The organism is Halomonas bluephagenesis (assembly GCF_054790765.1).
This window is the reverse complement of record NZ_CP133631.1, coordinates 1,917,992-1,933,410: the sequence shown is the minus strand read 5'-3', so window position 1 is coordinate 1,933,410 and position 15,419 is coordinate 1,917,992. Positions and strand designations below refer to the sequence as shown.

The 15,419-nt window shown below is 52.2% G+C and carries 16 protein-coding genes; 15 read left to right on the top strand and 1 reads right to left on the bottom strand.

Annotated features, from left to right (window positions below):
- The first annotated feature begins 138 nt into the window (after positions 1-138).
- The 10 genes from REH51_RS08475 (at position 139) to dtd (ending at position 8,862) form a co-directional block, all read left to right on the top strand.
- A complete protein-coding gene (locus REH51_RS08475) occupies positions 139-768 on the top strand; it encodes a c-type cytochrome (RefSeq protein ID WP_498937568.1) in 630 nt (209 codons plus the stop codon).
- Between the two features lie 105 nt (positions 769-873).
- Positions 874-1,506, top strand: a complete 633-nt coding sequence (locus tag REH51_RS08470) for a thiol:disulfide interchange protein DsbA/DsbL (protein WP_009723231.1) — start codon at positions 874-876, stop codon at positions 1,504-1,506.
- Between the two features lie 2 nt (positions 1,507-1,508).
- Positions 1,509-2,339, top strand: coding sequence for an endonuclease/exonuclease/phosphatase family protein (locus tag REH51_RS08465; RefSeq protein ID WP_009723230.1), 831 nt, complete (start codon positions 1,509-1,511; stop codon positions 2,337-2,339).
- 102 nt (positions 2,340-2,441) lie between these two features.
- The gene (locus REH51_RS08460; RefSeq protein ID WP_009723229.1) at positions 2,442-3,002 is read left to right on the top strand and encodes a TRAP transporter small permease subunit; all 561 of its coding nucleotides are present in this window, start codon (positions 2,442-2,444) and stop codon (positions 3,000-3,002) included.
- Positions 3,002-4,405, top strand: coding sequence for a TRAP transporter large permease (locus tag REH51_RS08455; RefSeq protein ID WP_498937566.1), 1,404 nt, complete (start codon positions 3,002-3,004; stop codon positions 4,403-4,405). Before REH51_RS08460 ends, REH51_RS08455 begins: the two co-directional genes overlap by 1 nt.
- A gap of 185 nt (positions 4,406-4,590) precedes the next feature.
- Positions 4,591-5,700 (top strand): TRAP transporter substrate-binding protein, encoded by a 1,110-nt coding sequence (locus REH51_RS08450; protein WP_498937565.1) that lies wholly within the window; start codon positions 4,591-4,593, stop codon positions 5,698-5,700.
- A 157-nt stretch (positions 5,701-5,857) separates the two neighbouring features.
- A complete protein-coding gene (gene thiD, locus REH51_RS08445) occupies positions 5,858-6,688 on the top strand; it encodes a bifunctional hydroxymethylpyrimidine kinase/phosphomethylpyrimidine kinase (RefSeq protein WP_498937563.1) in 831 nt (276 codons plus the stop codon).
- A gap of 157 nt (positions 6,689-6,845) precedes the next feature.
- The gene (locus tag REH51_RS08440) at positions 6,846-7,691 is read left to right on the top strand and encodes a universal stress protein (RefSeq protein ID WP_009723225.1); all 846 of its coding nucleotides are present in this window, start codon (positions 6,846-6,848) and stop codon (positions 7,689-7,691) included.
- 73 nt (positions 7,692-7,764) lie between these two features.
- Positions 7,765-8,346 carry a chalcone isomerase family protein gene (locus REH51_RS08435; RefSeq protein WP_009723224.1) on the top strand — a complete coding sequence of 194 codons (582 nt, stop codon included), beginning with the start codon at positions 7,765-7,767 and terminating at the stop codon, positions 8,344-8,346.
- Between the two features lie 78 nt (positions 8,347-8,424).
- A complete protein-coding gene (gene dtd, locus REH51_RS08430) occupies positions 8,425-8,862 on the top strand; it encodes a D-aminoacyl-tRNA deacylase (RefSeq protein ID WP_009723223.1) in 438 nt (145 codons plus the stop codon).
- Positions 8,863-8,886: 24 nt separating this feature from the next.
- Here dtd and abc-f read toward each other — a convergent pair whose 3' ends face one another.
- Positions 8,887-10,833 carry a ribosomal protection-like ABC-F family protein gene (gene abc-f, locus REH51_RS08425; RefSeq protein WP_498937561.1) on the bottom strand — a complete coding sequence of 649 codons (1,947 nt, stop codon included), beginning with the start codon at positions 10,831-10,833 and terminating at the stop codon, positions 8,887-8,889.
- On the opposite strand from abc-f, the gene REH51_RS08420 reads away from it, so the two are divergent.
- The 5 genes from REH51_RS08420 to REH51_RS08400 all read left to right on the top strand — a co-directional run bounded on the left by REH51_RS08420 (position 10,832) and on the right by REH51_RS08400 (position 15,389).
- Complete coding sequence (locus REH51_RS08420; protein ID WP_234667970.1) at positions 10,832-11,434, top strand: TIGR02444 family protein; 603 nt, start codon at positions 10,832-10,834, stop codon at positions 11,432-11,434. The two genes, abc-f and REH51_RS08420, sit on opposite strands and share 2 nt — an antisense overlap.
- A 255-nt stretch (positions 11,435-11,689) precedes the next feature.
- Complete coding sequence (locus REH51_RS08415) at positions 11,690-12,736, top strand: TRAP transporter substrate-binding protein (RefSeq protein WP_009723220.1); 1,047 nt, start codon at positions 11,690-11,692, stop codon at positions 12,734-12,736.
- 297 nt (positions 12,737-13,033) lie between these two features.
- On the top strand, positions 13,034-13,612 hold the full coding sequence (locus REH51_RS08410) for a TRAP transporter small permease (RefSeq protein WP_009723219.1): 579 nt from the start codon (positions 13,034-13,036) through the stop codon (positions 13,610-13,612).
- 28 nt (positions 13,613-13,640) lie between these two features.
- The gene (locus tag REH51_RS08405; RefSeq protein WP_009723218.1) at positions 13,641-14,924 is read left to right on the top strand and encodes a TRAP transporter large permease; all 1,284 of its coding nucleotides are present in this window, start codon (positions 13,641-13,643) and stop codon (positions 14,922-14,924) included.
- Between the two features lie 21 nt (positions 14,925-14,945).
- On the top strand, positions 14,946-15,389 hold the full coding sequence (locus REH51_RS08400) for a universal stress protein (RefSeq protein ID WP_009723217.1): 444 nt from the start codon (positions 14,946-14,948) through the stop codon (positions 15,387-15,389).
- Positions 15,390-15,419 lie beyond the last annotated feature (30 nt).

The following is a 15,419-nucleotide window of genomic DNA, read 5'->3' as shown; positions in this document are numbered from 1 at the left end:
GTACCATCGCGCTCTAGCCAGCAGCGACCAACACGACATGTTGTTCGTTTTGGCGGAGCTGACCCTGGTAAAGTGCTGAACCTGGGCAGCGCCCAGGGTGCGTACCAGTCAATAATCAAACGGCATAGTGGAATAGCAATGAGAAAGTTACTGGCAAGCCTGGCAATTACCATGGGTGCCGTTGGCACCGTACACGCCCAAACCGACCACCAAGCTGACGCGGATGCAGCGGCTGGTCGTGAACTGGCTCAAACCTGCGCAGCCTGTCATGGCCAGCAAGGTATTAGTCCATCGGGCGCTTTTCCAAACCTAGCAGGGCAGCAAATGTCCTATCTGGCCAAGCAAATCATGGATATCCGTGACGGCGACCGTTTAGTTCCCACCATGGCCGGTCAAGTCGATGATTTCTCAGATCAAGACGCTTGGGATGTGGCAGGTCACTTTGCAGGGCAAAACGCGAACCTTGGTCAGACAAGCGATGAAGACGCAGAGCTTTTAGCTCGCGGTGAAGAGCTGTACCGGGCAGGCGATATGTCCAAAGGCATCCCTTCGTGCAGCGCTTGTCATACGCCTACGGGGGTTGGTATTGGAAGCGCAGTATATCCAGCGCTTTCAGGCCAGCACGCCGAGTATACGGTGTCTACGTTGCAAGACTTTGCTTCCGGTGAACGTGCTAACAGCCCGAATAACATCATGGGCGATATCGCTTCTAAAATGAGCGATAGCGATATGAAAGCCGTAGCGAATTACCTATTAGGCTTGAACTAGTCGCTGCTAATAAAGGTGCCCTATCTCACTGGTAATTAAAGAGATGGGGAACCTCTTTGCATAACCAGCGGTCACAGTCTCGCTCATTTTTGGAGAATTATCGCTATGTTAAAAACGTTAATGGTCGCGATGGCCGGCTTAGGCTTATCTGCGGCCGTAAGTGCCCAGGAGCTGGTAGAAGGTCAGCATTACACGCTGCTCGAGTCGCCGGTGGCGACACAGGTCGAAGAGGGGCAGATTGAAGTGACCGAAGCGTTTTGGTTTGGCTGTCCGCATTGCTACCGGCTGCAAACACCTGCAAACGAGTGGTATGAAACGCTTGAAGACGACGTTAGCGTTGTTCACATGCCGGCCACCATGGGCGGGGACTGGAATACCCACGCGACAGCATTTTATGCAGCAGAATCTCTGGGTATCGAAGACGAACTGCACACTGATTTCTTTGAAGCTATTCATGAAGATGGTCGCTCACTGACAGATGCGGATGAAATCGCTGAGTTTTTCTCTAATTACGGCGTAAGCGAAGAGAAAGCTAAGCAGGCGCTGACGGCGTTTGGCGTTCGCAGCGAAGTTAATAAAGCCAACAGCCGCATGCGTGAAATGCGTCTGATGGGCGTACCGGCGCTCATTATTGATGGGCGCTACCTTGTGTCGCCAAGTACGGCAGGGAGCTTGGAAAATATGCCGCAAATTGCGGATGCGCTTGTCGAGCGCGTGCGTAACGAGCGCGCACAATAACGGTGTTAGAGCATGGTCACGCAGGGGGGCAGATAGGCTCGCCTGCGTCATCATTGGCTGAACGTGGCCATATTCGCTTGCTGACGTTCAATTTGCAGGTAGGTATTCAAACGTCGGCGTATCATCACTATCTCACTCGTAGTTGGCAACATGTGTTGCCCCACCCTCAGCGCCTTAAACGCTTGGCGCAAATGGGCAATGTGCTAGAGCCATTTGATGTGGTGGGACTGCAAGAGGTCGACGGCGGTAGTTTCCGTTCTGGTCGTGTTAATCAAGTTGAATACCTTGCCTCTAAAGCGCGGTTTCCCCACTACTTTCAACAGCTTAATCGTAATCTAGGACAGTTTGCTCAGCACAGTAATGGGCTATTGTCGCGCATCGTGCCTAGTCACATCGAAGAGCATCGTTTGCCAGGTATGCTGCCAGGACGTGGTGCAATTCACGCGCGCTATGGTGAAGGGCCGGATGCACTGCATATCTTTGTAGCCCACTTGGCGCTGAGCCACCGTGGGCGTGTGCGCCAGCTAAATTATTTGAGCAACATTATCGAGCCGCTGCGCCATGTGGTGGTCATGGGCGATCTAAACTGCACGCCTGATCAGCTTCATGCACATGAACGCTTTAGTACGTCGTTGCCGCTTCACCCGGTTAAGCCACTGCTTAGCTATCCTTCCTGGCAACCCCGTCGCGCCCTGGATCATATTTTGCTGTCCCAAACCCTTGAAGCTGCGGATGTACGTGTGTTGGATCACTTATTTTCTGACCACTTACCGATCGCTGTCGATTTACCGTTACCTGCAGCCTGTCTGGCGGCGATTCGCCAAAGCGTTTAACGATAAGCGTGCTTAGTGGTTTACGGGCGCTGCATTGTCTGCGTATATACGCTATTGTCGGAGCGCTGACTCCCCTTAGCCGTTTTTACGCGAGACACCTCCATGTCGGACACAACACAACTACCTGCGTTTATCGCTGCGCTGGACCGCGCCTCGGAGTGGTTCGGGCGTAGCCTTGCGTGGCTGATCATCATCATGATGTTGATTCAGTTCGCGATTGTACTGCTTCGTTACGCTTTCAGCGTTAACAGCATTTTTATGCAAGAGCTGGTGATGTATATGCATGCCAGTGTCTTTATGCTCGCCGCGGCCTACACCTTTCGCCACGATGGCCATGTGCGGGTCGATATTTTCTACCGTGGAATGACACCCCGCCGCCAAGCGGTAGTTAACATTGTGGGTATTATCACGCTCTTGATCCCAGTGATGGCTTTTATCATTGTTTCCAGCTTGGGCTACGTTGCTAACTCCTGGCGTGTTATGGAGACCTCCTCAGACTACGGTGGTATTCCAGCCGTCTTTGCACTGAAAACGTTAATACCGCTCTTTGCCGCGCTGATGATCGTACAAGGCATCATTGAAGTGGTGCGCAACGGCTACGTATTTACTGGCCGGATACCCCCATCTGTTGGTGATGATAACCACCTTGAGGAGCGCGTTTAATGTTGGAATTTATGCCGCTTATTTTATTTGCCACCATCTGTATCGTACTGATGTTCGGCTTCCCGGTGGCGCTTTCGTTAGCGGGCACCGCGCTGTTGTTTGCAGGAATGGGCTTAGGCCTTGAAGCCATCGGCGTCGACGCCAATTTCGACAGTGGATATCTTGCTGCGCTGCCCAATCGGCTTTACGGCATTATGACCAACCAAACGTTATTGGCGGTGCCATTATTTGTCTTAATGGGTGTTTTACTTGAGAAGTCAAAAGTAGCCGAAACACTGCTCGATGCGATGGCGCTACTGTTTGGTGCTATGCGTGGTGGTTTGGGTATTTCCGTGACATTGGTCGGTATGCTGATGGCGGCGTCTACCGGCATTGTGGGGGCCACCGTGGTTACCATGGGGCTTATGTCGCTACCTACCATGCTAAAGCGTGGCTATAGCACTTCGCTCGCGACCGGCACCATTTGTGCGACTGGCACGCTAGGTCAGATTATACCGCCTTCCATTGCACTGGTACTGCTTGGTGATGTGTTGTCGTCCGCTTACCAGCAGGCGCAGCTCTCGATGGGCATTTTTAGTCCTAAAACGGTCTCTGTGGGAGATCTGTTTATGGGGGCGCTGGTGCCAGGGTTGATTCTGGTGGTTATGTATATGATTTACGTTGCCATGGTCGCGTGGCTGCGCCCGCAAATGGCGCCTGCTGCTGACCGTGAAGAGCTAATGGCAGAGCTTGGTCATACCTCAGGTCTTGGATGGCTGCTATTGAAAGGCCTTGTGCCTCCCGTGGTACTTATTGTCGCGGTGCTTGGCTCGATTTTAAGTGGGTTTGCAACGCCCACAGAAGCGTCAGCCGTCGGCGCCTTTGGTGCTCTGGTGCTGGCCATTGCTTATCGGCAGTTGGATTGGGCAACGCTGAAAGATGTGCTGCGTTCAACCACCCATGTGACCACCATGGTGTTTATGATTTTGATTGGTGCGGCGCTGTTTTCGCTGGTCTTCCGAGCCTACGGCGGCGAGCATATGGTCACCGACTTGTTCGAAGGTATGCCCGGCGGGGGGGTGGGTGCGACCATTATCGTGATGCTGGTCATCTTCCTGCTTGGCTTTATTCTCGACTTTATCGAGATCACTTTCGTGGTGGTGCCCATCGTTGGGCCGATTCTGTTGGCCATGGGGCTGGATCCGATTTGGCTGGGCATCATGATCGCCATTAATCTGCAAACATCGTTCTTAACCCCACCGTTTGGCTTTGCGCTATTTTATCTGCGCGGCGTAGCGCCACCCTCGGTGCCGACTTCGGCGATTTACCGCGGGGTCATCCCGTTTATTCTTATGCAGCTTGGCATGCTGCTGGTGCTAACGTTCTTCCCCCAACTAGCGACATGGCTACCTGCTCAATTTTAACCTGGGTCATTTTGATTAGCGCTGAGTTGAAAACTATCGTTACTATCAACGCAACTAAGTGGCAACCTTAATTAAAAGCAGCCAAGCTGCATCAACTAACGGCTTGCAACAAACCGCCTAGTCAAAAGGGCTAGGCGGCCTCCCCCTACCTATAACAGCAACAATAGAAGCCAGAGGGTTAATGTATGAAAGCCAAAGCGCTACCTGTCGCCATTGCGATGACGACTGCTCTATCCGCTAGCTTGCTGGTGGTTTCAAGTTTTGATAATCAGGCCCAGGCACAAGAAAACTTCCGCTGGAAAATGGTCACTTCCTGGCCAAAAAACTTCCCTGGCGTGGGGCAGGGGCCTGAGCGGCTCTCGCAGCTGGTGGAAGAGATGTCCAATGGTCGCCTGACCATTGAAGTATTTGGCGCTGGCCAGTTGGTGCCTGGGTTTGAAGTGTTTGACGCCGTATCTGATGGCACCGCTGAGCTTGGCCACTCGGCTTCTTATTACTGGAAGGGCAAAGCCCCTGAAGCACAGTTTTTCGCTGCCGTACCGTTTGGTATGAATGCACAGGAAATGAATGCTTGGCTGTATTTTGGCGGCGGCATGGAACTGTGGAACGAAGTTTACGAGCCCTTTGGTGTAGAGGTCATGGTGGCTGGGGCCTCCGGTGTCCAAATGGGAGGCTGGGATAACAAGGAAATCAATTCCATTGAGGACCTTAATGGCCTGAAAATGCGTATGCCAGGCTTAGGCGGTGAAGTGATGAGCCGTATGGGCGTTGCCATTGTGAACATGCCTGGCGGCGAAATATTCACATCACTTCAGTCGGGTGCCATTGATGCGACTGAGTGGATTGGCCCCTATAATGATTTAGCTTTTGGCCTGCATCAGGCCGCCGATTACTACTACTACCCAGGCTGGCACGAACCGACGGTGATGTTTGAAACCATCGTCAACGAGGAAGCATTAGCCGAGTTACCCGCTGATTTGCAGGCGATCTTGACGACCGCAGTGCGCGATATCAACGCAAACGTGCTTGATGAGTACACCGCGCGTAATAACGATGCGCTAGAGACTCTGGTCAACGAGCATGAGGTTGAATTGCGCCGCATTCCTGACGACGTGTTGGCTCAGGCCCGTGAGTATTCAGAAGACGTTACTGCTGAATTGGCTGAATCAAGCGAGTTAGGTACACGTATTTATGAGTCCTATCGTACCTTCCAGGATAAGGTCGAAAACTACCATGCGATTTCTGAACAGGCGTACTACAACGCACGTAATCCAGATGGTGACACAACGCAGTAGCGGCTCAATAGCGATGTAACTATGCTATGAGCATTCTGCTCTCGTTGAATACGCAATGGCCGCCTCTCAGGCGGCCATTGTTTTAGTTAAGAAGCCCCTATTTAGCGCTGTACTTGGGTATTCTAGAGAACTACTGAACCGTTAAGTAAGGAGCCCCATGTCCAACGATTCCCGCCTTCGCAATGTGCTCACCATCGCTGGTTCTGACCCCTCGGGTGGTGCTGGCTTGCAGGGGGATTTGAAAACCTTTTCGGCGCTGAGTGTCTACGGCACCAATGTGATCACCGCGGTCATCGCCCAAAATCCCTGCGGTGTGGCCTCTGTGTATCCGGTTTCGCCTCACGCTATTCGCGAGCAGTTAGAGCACCTGATAGAGGATGTGGCATTAGATGCCGTTAAAATCGGTATGGTTGCTAGTCGTGAGGTTGCCGAGGTGATCGCTGATGTATTGCGGAAAAACCGCCCCCGCTGGATCGTATTGGACCCGGTGATGGTTGCCAAAAGCGGTGACATTCTAGTCGATGACGCTGGCATTCGTGCCGTGCGCGATATACTGGTGCCTTTAGCAGACGTCATTACGCCCAATTTGCCTGAAGCTGCTGTGCTCTTAGACGCCGAACCACCGGCTTCATTGGATGACATGGAGGCGATGCTGCCAGCGCTGGTTGAGTTGGGAGCACCTTACGTGGTGCTGAAAGGTGGCCATCTGCGCGGTGATACCTGTCCTGACTTACTAGCAACCCCGAATGGGCATGCATGGCTTCCTGCTTCACGTATTGATACTGACAACTTGCACGGCACGGGCTGTGCACTCTCATCTGCGATTACTGCGTGCCTAGCAAAACTACCCGCCGATGCTTCGCCAAGCGCCCCTAAACAAGCGATTGGCGAAGCAAAACTGTGGTTGCACGCCGCTTTAGAGGCTAGCACTCGGCTAAATGTCGGTCATGGCCGTGGGCCAGTGCACCACTTTCATGCGTGGTGGTGATGTAAATGACCTAGCGCAATAAGCGTACAGAGCAGCAGTCGAAAAGCTAAGACACACCTTGCGGTATGCACAAACGGACACCATGCTGAAAGGTGCCCGCTTGATCGTCCAAAGTGCCTACTGACGGTGCCGACTTGATCGGCCAAGGAGTTGCGCCATGTCTCGCACGCTGCTGTTCGCTACGGACCTTTCTCAGGATAACCGCGCTGCGTTTGCCCGCGCTCTACGGCTGGCTTATGCCCAAGGAGCACAGCTCGACATTCTTCATGTCCTGGACCCTTACTTGCCTCGACGTGTTCTTCACGACGTTGAAAGCGCGGTTAATGAAGATATTAGCGCCACATTGACCGACCTACGCGAAGATTACGCGCTGGAAGCGCCTTCGTTGCTTATTCAAACCGTTGTGGGGGCGCCTCATGTTGAAATTGTGCGAGAAGCCCACGAACGCAATGCCTCGTTAATTATTATGGGCATGCACCGTAAGCGCGGTCAGAAAGATCTCCTCTTGGGAACCACCGTGATGCGTGTGCTGAGAAGTGCGCCTTGTCCGGTGGTGGTCGCTTCTTATCTACCGACACAGCCTTGGCAACATATCCTGGTGCCGATCGATTTTTCGCTTACCGCCCGACAGACACTCCGGGAAGCACTCATTCGCTTTCCAGAAGCGAAGTTGACGCTACTGCATGCCTGGAGCTTGCCTGGAGAGCGTGAGTTGGGCTCTCAGGCTAATTTCGCGCAGTGGCGAGATCACGAAGTAGAGCGCCTACGTAGAACGCTGGATAACGAGGTTGAGAGCTTAATGCGTGATCTTGATGGCGTTCCTGATGTCGAGCTAGTGCTCGAGCCAGGGCAACCCTGTGATGTGCTTCAAGATTATATGAAGCGACACTCTCCCGATTTGGTGATTATTGGTAGCCGTGGCCAGCCCCAACACACCAGCCAAGTGACCGAAATGCTGTTAGGAGAACCTCACTGCGACCTCATGCTGTGTCGCTCTTGGTAGTTGTTGTACGGAACCTTTATTTTTGTTTTGTGTATGTATAGCTAGTGTTCCGGGAAATGAGGAGGTTTTCGCTATGCTATCTGTACACGGTCAACATTTAGCGCTAGGCGCGCTGCTGTCAGTGGGCACGTTCTTATCAGCATCTAATGTGCTGGCCGATAGTGTGACTGAGCGGGGAGAACGCTTTGAGCGAGTCGTAGAAATTGATGGTCAGCGCTACGCGTTAATGGGCAGCGGGGTGTTTCGCTACATGATCTGGACTGCCTATGCGGGTGCCTATTATCAGCTTGAAGGAGAAACTGAGCCACAGCCGTTGAGTGATGTGCCACGCCGCCTTGAGTTAGCTTACTTTCATGACATTGAGGCTGCCGACTTTGCGGAAGCGACTGAGAAAACGCTAAAAGAGTCGCTGACACTCTATGAATTTAACCAGATTGAACAGGACCTGGAGCGGCTGAATCAGCGCTATCGTGATGTAACGCCCGGCGATCGCTATCTGCTCAGTTGGGATGGAGAGTGGCTACGTCTTGCCCTCAACGGTGATGTGGTATTTGAGGATGACAGTGCTGAGTTCGCCAGCGCCATGTTTGGTATTTGGCTGGGCGAGCGCCCGCTAAGCGATGCTTTTCGTGATGCGCTGCTGGGCCAGAGCTAGCCCATAGGTGGGTTTTGTCTGAAACCTATGCCAGCGATTACACTGTCTCTTCTTTGGATGACATCGCAAGGGGCTAGTGTGAAGGCACTGATTCAACGGGTAAAAAATGCCAGCGTGACGGTCGAGGGTAAGACGGTAGGAGCTATTGATCATGGCCTGCTGGCACTAGTGGGTGTTGAAAAAGGCGACAGCGAGGCCGATGCTGAAAAACTACTGCATAAGCTGCTGCACTACCGTGTTTTCAGTGACCATGAAGGCAAAATGAATAATAACCTTCAGCAGGCCAACGGGGGCTTATTGCTGGTATCACAGTTTACATTGGCTGCCGATACCCACAAAGGTTTGCGCCCCAGCTTTTCTAGCGCGGCACCGCCCGCCGAAGGCGAGCGTCTGTTTGACTATTTAGTGGCTAATGCACGCGCTGCTTGGCCTAACGTTGCTACCGGCCAATTTGGCGCTGATATGCAGGTGGCGCTGGTTAACGATGGGCCGGTAACGTTCTTGCTTGAAAGCTAACCGGCTTATTACATGCAGGTTAGGTCAGGCGTCTTCGCTGGCCAATAGCTCTGCTTCCATCGTTTCCAGTGCTCCCTCGGCTGCCAGCCACTGCTGCTCGGCGGTGTCCAAGCGACTTTTGATTTTCGCCTGTTGGGCAAGTGCTTCGGTAAGTTCTGCTTTACGAGCGCTGTCGGTATAAAGTGTTGGGTCAGCCAGAATAGCTTCTACTTCTTCAAGTGCTTGCTGAGTTTTCTCCATGGCTTTTTCAGCTTGATCGCGCTCTTTTTTCAGCGGTCTTAGCTTCTCGCGTAGTTCCGCTGCGGCCTTGCGAGCGGCTTTGCGGTCACCGCTAGGCTGTTGGCTTTGGCGTTCGCTTTTTTCGCTACGTGCATCGCGGCGGCCCTCTTCTAAACGCGCCTTTAGCCATACCCGATAGTCGTCGAGATCGCCATCGAAGGGTTCCACACGATGATCGGCAACCCGCCAGAACTCATCAACCGTGGCGCGCAATAAATGACGGTCGTGAGATACCAGAATGACGGTACCCTCAAAACTTGCCAGCGCCTCGGTTAGTGCCTCGCGCATTTCCAAGTCCAAGTGGTTGGTTGGCTCATCGAGCAGCAGCAGGTTTGGTTTCTGCCAGGCGACCAGCGCCAGTGCCAAGCGCGCTTTTTCACCGCCGGAGTAGGTGGCCACTTCGCCAAAAGCGTCATCGCCCTTAAAGCCAAATCCACCGAGGAAGTTGCGAATTTCTTGGTCACTGGCCGTGGGCGAGAGCCGCTGAACGTGTACAAACGGCGTCGTGGTTACGTCCAGGCTTTCCAGTTGGTGCTGGGCAAAATAACCAATGGCTAAATGCTCACCTGGCACACGCTTGCCCTCTAGCAGCGCAAGCTCACCGGTCAGTGATTTGATCAACGTTGATTTACCCGCGCCGTTGGGGCCTAACAGACCAATACGGCTGCCGGGTAATAGCGTAATGTTGACCTTCTCTAATTGGGCGACATCGCCCGCGTCTCCACGATAGCCAAGGGTGGCTTGGTCCAGCACGAGCAGCGGGTGCGAAGTCTTATCTGCGGCAGGTAGAGTGAAGTGAAAAGGCGAATCCGTATGAGCGACGGCAATGTCGCCCATACGCTCCAGCATTTTCACGCGACTTTGCGCCTGTTTTGCTTTCGTTGCCTGGGCGCGGAAGCGCGCTATGAAACGCTCAATTTCCTCGCGGCGGGCCTGCTGTTTGGCCGCTTCGGCTTGCTGTAGGGCGAGCTTTTCAGCTCGTGTGCGCTCAAAGCGAGAGTAGTTGCCACGGTAAAGCTCGAGCGTTTGGTGATGCATATGCACGATGTGATCGCACACAGCATCCAAGAAGTCGCGGTCGTGAGAAATCAGCAGCAGCGTGCCTGGGTAGCGGGTCAGCCACTGTTCTAACCAAAGCAGGGCGTCGAGATCCAGGTGGTTAGTTGGCTCATCAAGCAGTAATAAATCGGAAGGCATAAACAGCGTGCGAGCTAGATTCACCCGCATACGCCAGCCACCGGAAAAGTCCGACAAGGGCCGCTTAAGATCTGCTTGTACGAAACCGAGCCCCACCAGCAGCTGCGACGCCCGTGATTCGGCTGTGTAGCCATCCAGAGTTTCGATAAGCCCATGTAACTCGGCTTCACGGTGCGCATCATCTGCTTTGCGAGCGGCCAGCAGATCAGCTTCCGCTTGCCGCAACGCATGATCGCCATCCAGAACGTACTCCACAATGGGGCGATCCAGTGCTTCAACTTCCTGGGCCATGTGAGCGATCCGCTGGCCACCGCTCATTTCAACGTCACCTTGGTCGGGGCCAAGTTCGCCTAGCAGGAGTTTGAATAAGCTCGACTTACCGGCGCCGTTTGCCCCGATAATGCCAGCCTTTATGCCGCTGTGGAGCGTAAGGTCGGCGTTATCGAGTAGCGTTTGTGTGCCCCGTTGCAGGGCGACTTGGCGCAGTGCGATCATGCATTCTCCCGAAAAAGTGGGTAAATCAATGTTCGATTCTAACCGATTCCAGCGCTTACAGCAGGCTCCGCTGTGGGATTTTGCACTGACGTTTTATGCCCAGCCTGGGGTTGAGCAGGCATGCCTTGTTCTGCAGGACAGTGCAGGGGTTGATGTGTGTGAGCTTCTAGTGCATGGCTGGCTCTACCAGTACGGCCTTCAGGCAACGCCAAGTGCGCTGGCAGTGGAGCGCGAAGCACGTGAGCATTGGCAGCAATCGGTCACAGTAGTTTTGCGACAGTTGCGCCGTGACCTAAAGCCACAAGCCGCAGTAAATGAGGGCGTTGCTCAATTGCGAAAGACGCTTCAGCAGGCTGAGCTTCAGGCTGAGCGTGAGAATCTTCAACGCTGGCAGCAATGGATATTGCAAGCATCTAAACATAACCAGCGGTTAAAAAACTGCGCTATAAGTAAGCAAGATGTTGCACAATGGCTGCAAAGTAAGCTGTTTTCGAATGTTCTTGCCTTTGATCAAGAGGTTGTGTCACCCGAGCGCGAGAACGTCAGCGAGGCACTTAATATGCTTGCGACACAGCTTGACCGCTACGAGCGACCGCGCTAGCCTGAAATTAAGCTATTTTTGAATAACGCGTGTTTCAAGGTTTGTTATTACTTTTGACACTGTTTCTAAAAGCTACTTCTAAAAGTTATTCTAGATGTGTTCAAAAAGACATGCTTTATGAATAGTGCTTTTATGAATAGTGATTCTAAAAGTCTGTGACAATTAACAGAGCGTTTTAAGAGCGGCACGCATTATACAAAAATTAAATATTGGCGCACTCGCATAGCGCGCTTACCACTGCTAGAGGAACTCTGCATGAAGGCAAGCAAGTTAATTTCGACTCGTTCAGTAACGACCAAGTTAATGACGACGGCGAGCATTGGTGCACTACTATTTGGCCTCAGCGCAGCCGCTCAAGCAGATAATTGGCGTTACGCCCACGAAGAGTACGAAGGCGATGTCCAAGACGTATTCGCTTACGCATTCAAAGAATATATCGAAGAGAATTCTGATCACAGCGTTCAGGTCTATCGTTTTGGTGAGTTAGGTGAGTCTGATGACATCATGGAGCAGACTCAAAACGGCATTCTCCAGTTCGTAAACCAGTCGCCTGGTTTCACGGGTTCTCTTATTCCAGAAGCGCAAATCTTCTTTATCCCTTATCTGTTACCAACAGATGAAGAAACCGTCCTTACTTTCTTCGACGAAAGTAAGGCTATCAACGAAATGTTCCCAGAGCTCTATGCCGAGCAAGGCCTTGAGCTACTTAAGATGTACCCTGAAGGTGAAATGGTTGTTACCACCGACGAGCCAATTAGCTCGCCGGAAGATATGAATAACAAAAAAATTCGTACCATGACGAACCCATTGCTTTCAGAAACCTACGATGCCTTTGGTGCAACACCGACGCCACTGCCTTGGGGTGAAGTATATGGTGGTTTGCAAACTGGCATTATCGATGGCCAAGAAAATCCGATTTTCTGGATCGAGTCTGGCGGCTTGTATGAAGTGTCTCCGCACCTTACCTTCACAGGCCATGGTTGGTTCACTACCGCGATGATGGCTAATCAAGACTTCTATGAAGGCTTGTCTGATGAAGACAAAGAGCTGGTGCAAGAAGCGTCTGATGCTGCCTATGACCACACAATTGAGCACATCAAAGGGCTAGCCGACGAGGCATTAGCTAAAATCCAAGAAGCTTCGGATGAAGTCACTGTGACGCGCTTGAATGAAGAGCAAATTCAGGCTTTCCGTGAGCGTGCTCCGCAGGTGGAAGAGGCCTTCCTAGGCATGACGGGGGAGCGTGGTGCTGAGCTGCTTGAGCAGTTTAAAGCCGATCTCGAAGCCGTAACTAACGAGTGATTCACCGTTTAGCACGCTCGCTTTAACGGACAATCACCTAGGGGGCAGCCAGCGCTGCCCCTTTTCTATTCCTACACGCTCGTCTGGTGCTGACAGCCACCTAACAAAAAAAGCGCGTTACCTTACGCAAAAGACAGAAAAATTTACGTACATCCAGCGTTGAAGCGGAAAGAGTTATTAACCGTTACGCTACAAAATGAGTAGGGCCGGACATGCTCCGTTCGGTGGTCAGTGAAGGAAGAGGCGCTAGGTTGTCTTAAATAGTTAGCTGCCACGCTGCATAAGAGGAGATCGGCCATGACCGAAGAAGAATCCGAAAAGAATTACAGCTCTGGTTTGCCCGGCATACTAGGGGTGATCGACACTGCAATTAGCAAAATCGAGTCAGTCATACTGGCGCTGGGGGTTTTGCTAATGGCGCTGAATACGGTCACCAATGTTATTGCCCGTTTTGTATTTGGCAATAGCATTATGTTTTCAGGTGAATTAAACCGTATTTTGATCATTATGATTACCTTCGCGGGTATTGGTTACGCCGCTCGACACGGCCGCCATATTCGCATGTCAGCAATCTACGATGCTTTGCCCGTTGGGGGGCGCAAGGTGTTGATGATAGGTATTTCGTTATTTACCTCCCTCGTTATGTTTTTCCTGCTGTACTACTCCGTCGTGTACATCCTCGACCTTCAAAGCAAAGGTCGTGTGTTGCCGTCACTAGGGATACCTATTTGGATCATTTATGTCTGGGTACCCATGGGTTTCCTAATTACGGGCATTCAGTATCTGTTAACGGCAATTAAAAACCTTACCTCTCGGGATGTATATCTCTCTACAGGGGTAGTCGACGGTTACAAAGACACCGAAACAGAAGTGTAAAGCAGGGCTTGCACCCTAGGGGAACGCTATGACGACGATAATGGTAGTCACCATGATTGCCCTGCTGCTGCTGGGCTTTCCTATGATGATCCCGCTGATTACGGCGGCGGTGATCGGTTTTTATATGATGTTTAACGGCTTCGGCCAAATGGATACGTTGATCCAGCAGATGATGGCGGGCATCCGGCCTGCCTCGCTGATTGCGGTGCCGATGTTTATTCTGGCGGCAGATATTATGACGCGCGGCCAGTCTGCTAATCGCCTAATCGATATGGTGATGTCCTTTATAGGCCATATCAAAGGTGGTCTTGCGGTCAGTACAGCAACTTCTTGTACGCTGTTTGGCGCGGTTTCTGGTTCTACCCAGGCAACCGTGGTAGCGGTGGGCTCACCTCTGCGGCCCAAGATGCTGAAAGCGGGCTACTCTGACCCCTTTACACTGGCGCTAATCATTAACGCTAGTGATATCGCCTTTTTGATACCCCCAAGTATTGGCATGATCATTTACGGGGTTATTTCGGGTACATCGATTGGCGAGCTGTTTATCGCGGGGATTGGGCCAGGGCTTTTAATCCTGTTTATGTTCTCAATCTATTGCATTATTTATGCCGTGGTAAAAGGCGTGCCTACTGAGCCTCGCGCTAGCTGGAAAGAGCGCGCCATCGCAGTGCAAAAAGCGCTATGGCCGTTAGGTTTTCCAGTCATTATCGTTGGTGGTATTTACGGTGGTGTTTTTAGCCCGACGGAAGCAGCAGCAGCCTGTGTGTTGTATGCAATACTGCTCGAATTTGTGGTGTTCCGTTCCCTCAAAATGAACGATATTTATGCGATTGCTAAATCCACCGGCTTAATTACCGCGGTGGTGTTTATATTGGTCGCCGTGGGTAATGGGTTCTCCTGGATAATCTCGTTCGCGCAGATTCCACAAATGATTTTGGAAGCGGTAGGTGTAAATGAAGCCGGGCCTACAGGCGTACTGATCGCGATCTGTATTTCTTTCTTTGTTGCTTGCATGTTTGTTGATCCGATTGTGGTCATTCTGGTGCTTACGCCCATTTTCGCGCCTGCGATTGCGGCGACCGGCCTGGACCCTGTTCTGGTGGGTGTTTTGATCACGCTGCAGGTGGCCATTGGCTCGGCGACCCCGCCCTTTGGCTGCGATATATTTACCGCGATTGCGATCTTTAAGCGGCCTTACTGGGAAGTCATCAAAGGCACACCGCCCTTCATCTTTATGCTGATTTTAGCGGCGGCGCTGCTGATCATGTTTCCGCAAATTGCGCTGTTCTTGCGTGATGTTGCCTTCCGCTAAGCAGTCACAAGGAGATCGCGGATGTTTAATCGCATTTTAATTCCCGTTGATGGCTCAAAAGGGGCGATTAAGGCACTGGATAAAGCGGTTGGCCTGCATATGCTTACCGGTGCAGAACTTTATTTGCTGTGTGTCTTTAAGCACCACAGCTTATTGGAAGCATCGCTTTCCATGGTGCGGCCGAATAAACTTGATTTGCCCGATGATGCACTGAAAGAGTACGCCACGGAAATTGCAGTACACGCCAAGTCCTATGCCATAGAGATGGGGGCAGACAGCGCGCGAATAAGGGCGTTTGTGAAAGGCGGGCGCCCCTCGCGAACCATTGTGCGCTTTGCCCGTAAACGGGAGTGCGACTTAATTGTGATTGGCGCTCAGGGAACCAACGGCGAGAAAAATCTGCTGTTGGGCAGTGTCTCCCAACGTGTGGCGGGTGCGGCACACTGTCCTACGTTGGTCGTTTAAGACACCAAACTACTGCACTTGATCGTGGTC

What these genes read in the sequence shown, in the direction of transcription:
- REH51_RS08435 (WP_009723224.1), top strand. Translation starts at nt 7,765, where the DNA reads ATGCTATCTGTACACGGTCAACATTTAGCGCTAGGCGCGCTGCTGTCA.
- REH51_RS08455 (WP_498937566.1), top strand. Translation starts at nt 3,002, where the DNA reads ATGTTGGAATTTATGCCGCTTATTTTATTTGCCACCATCTGTATCGTA.
- REH51_RS08420 (WP_234667970.1), top strand. Translation starts at nt 10,832, where the DNA reads ATGCATTCTCCCGAAAAAGTGGGTAAATCAATGTTCGATTCTAACCGA.
- REH51_RS08440 (WP_009723225.1), top strand. Translation starts at nt 6,846, where the DNA reads ATGTCTCGCACGCTGCTGTTCGCTACGGACCTTTCTCAGGATAACCGC.
- REH51_RS08470 (WP_009723231.1), top strand. Translation starts at nt 874, where the DNA reads ATGTTAAAAACGTTAATGGTCGCGATGGCCGGCTTAGGCTTATCTGCG.
- REH51_RS08450 (WP_498937565.1), top strand. Translation starts at nt 4,591, where the DNA reads ATGAAAGCCAAAGCGCTACCTGTCGCCATTGCGATGACGACTGCTCTA.
- REH51_RS08405 (WP_009723218.1), top strand. Translation starts at nt 13,641, where the DNA reads ATGACGACGATAATGGTAGTCACCATGATTGCCCTGCTGCTGCTGGGC.
- thiD (WP_498937563.1), top strand. Translation starts at nt 5,858, where the DNA reads ATGTCCAACGATTCCCGCCTTCGCAATGTGCTCACCATCGCTGGTTCT.
- REH51_RS08400 (WP_009723217.1), top strand. Translation starts at nt 14,946, where the DNA reads ATGTTTAATCGCATTTTAATTCCCGTTGATGGCTCAAAAGGGGCGATT.
- REH51_RS08475 (WP_498937568.1), top strand. Translation starts at nt 139, where the DNA reads ATGAGAAAGTTACTGGCAAGCCTGGCAATTACCATGGGTGCCGTTGGC.
- REH51_RS08415 (WP_009723220.1), top strand. Translation starts at nt 11,690, where the DNA reads ATGAAGGCAAGCAAGTTAATTTCGACTCGTTCAGTAACGACCAAGTTA.
- REH51_RS08460 (WP_009723229.1), top strand. Translation starts at nt 2,442, where the DNA reads ATGTCGGACACAACACAACTACCTGCGTTTATCGCTGCGCTGGACCGC.
- abc-f (WP_498937561.1), bottom strand. Translation starts at nt 10,833, where the DNA reads ATGATCGCACTGCGCCAAGTCGCCCTGCAACGGGGCACACAAACGCTA.
- REH51_RS08410 (WP_009723219.1), top strand. Translation starts at nt 13,034, where the DNA reads ATGACCGAAGAAGAATCCGAAAAGAATTACAGCTCTGGTTTGCCCGGC.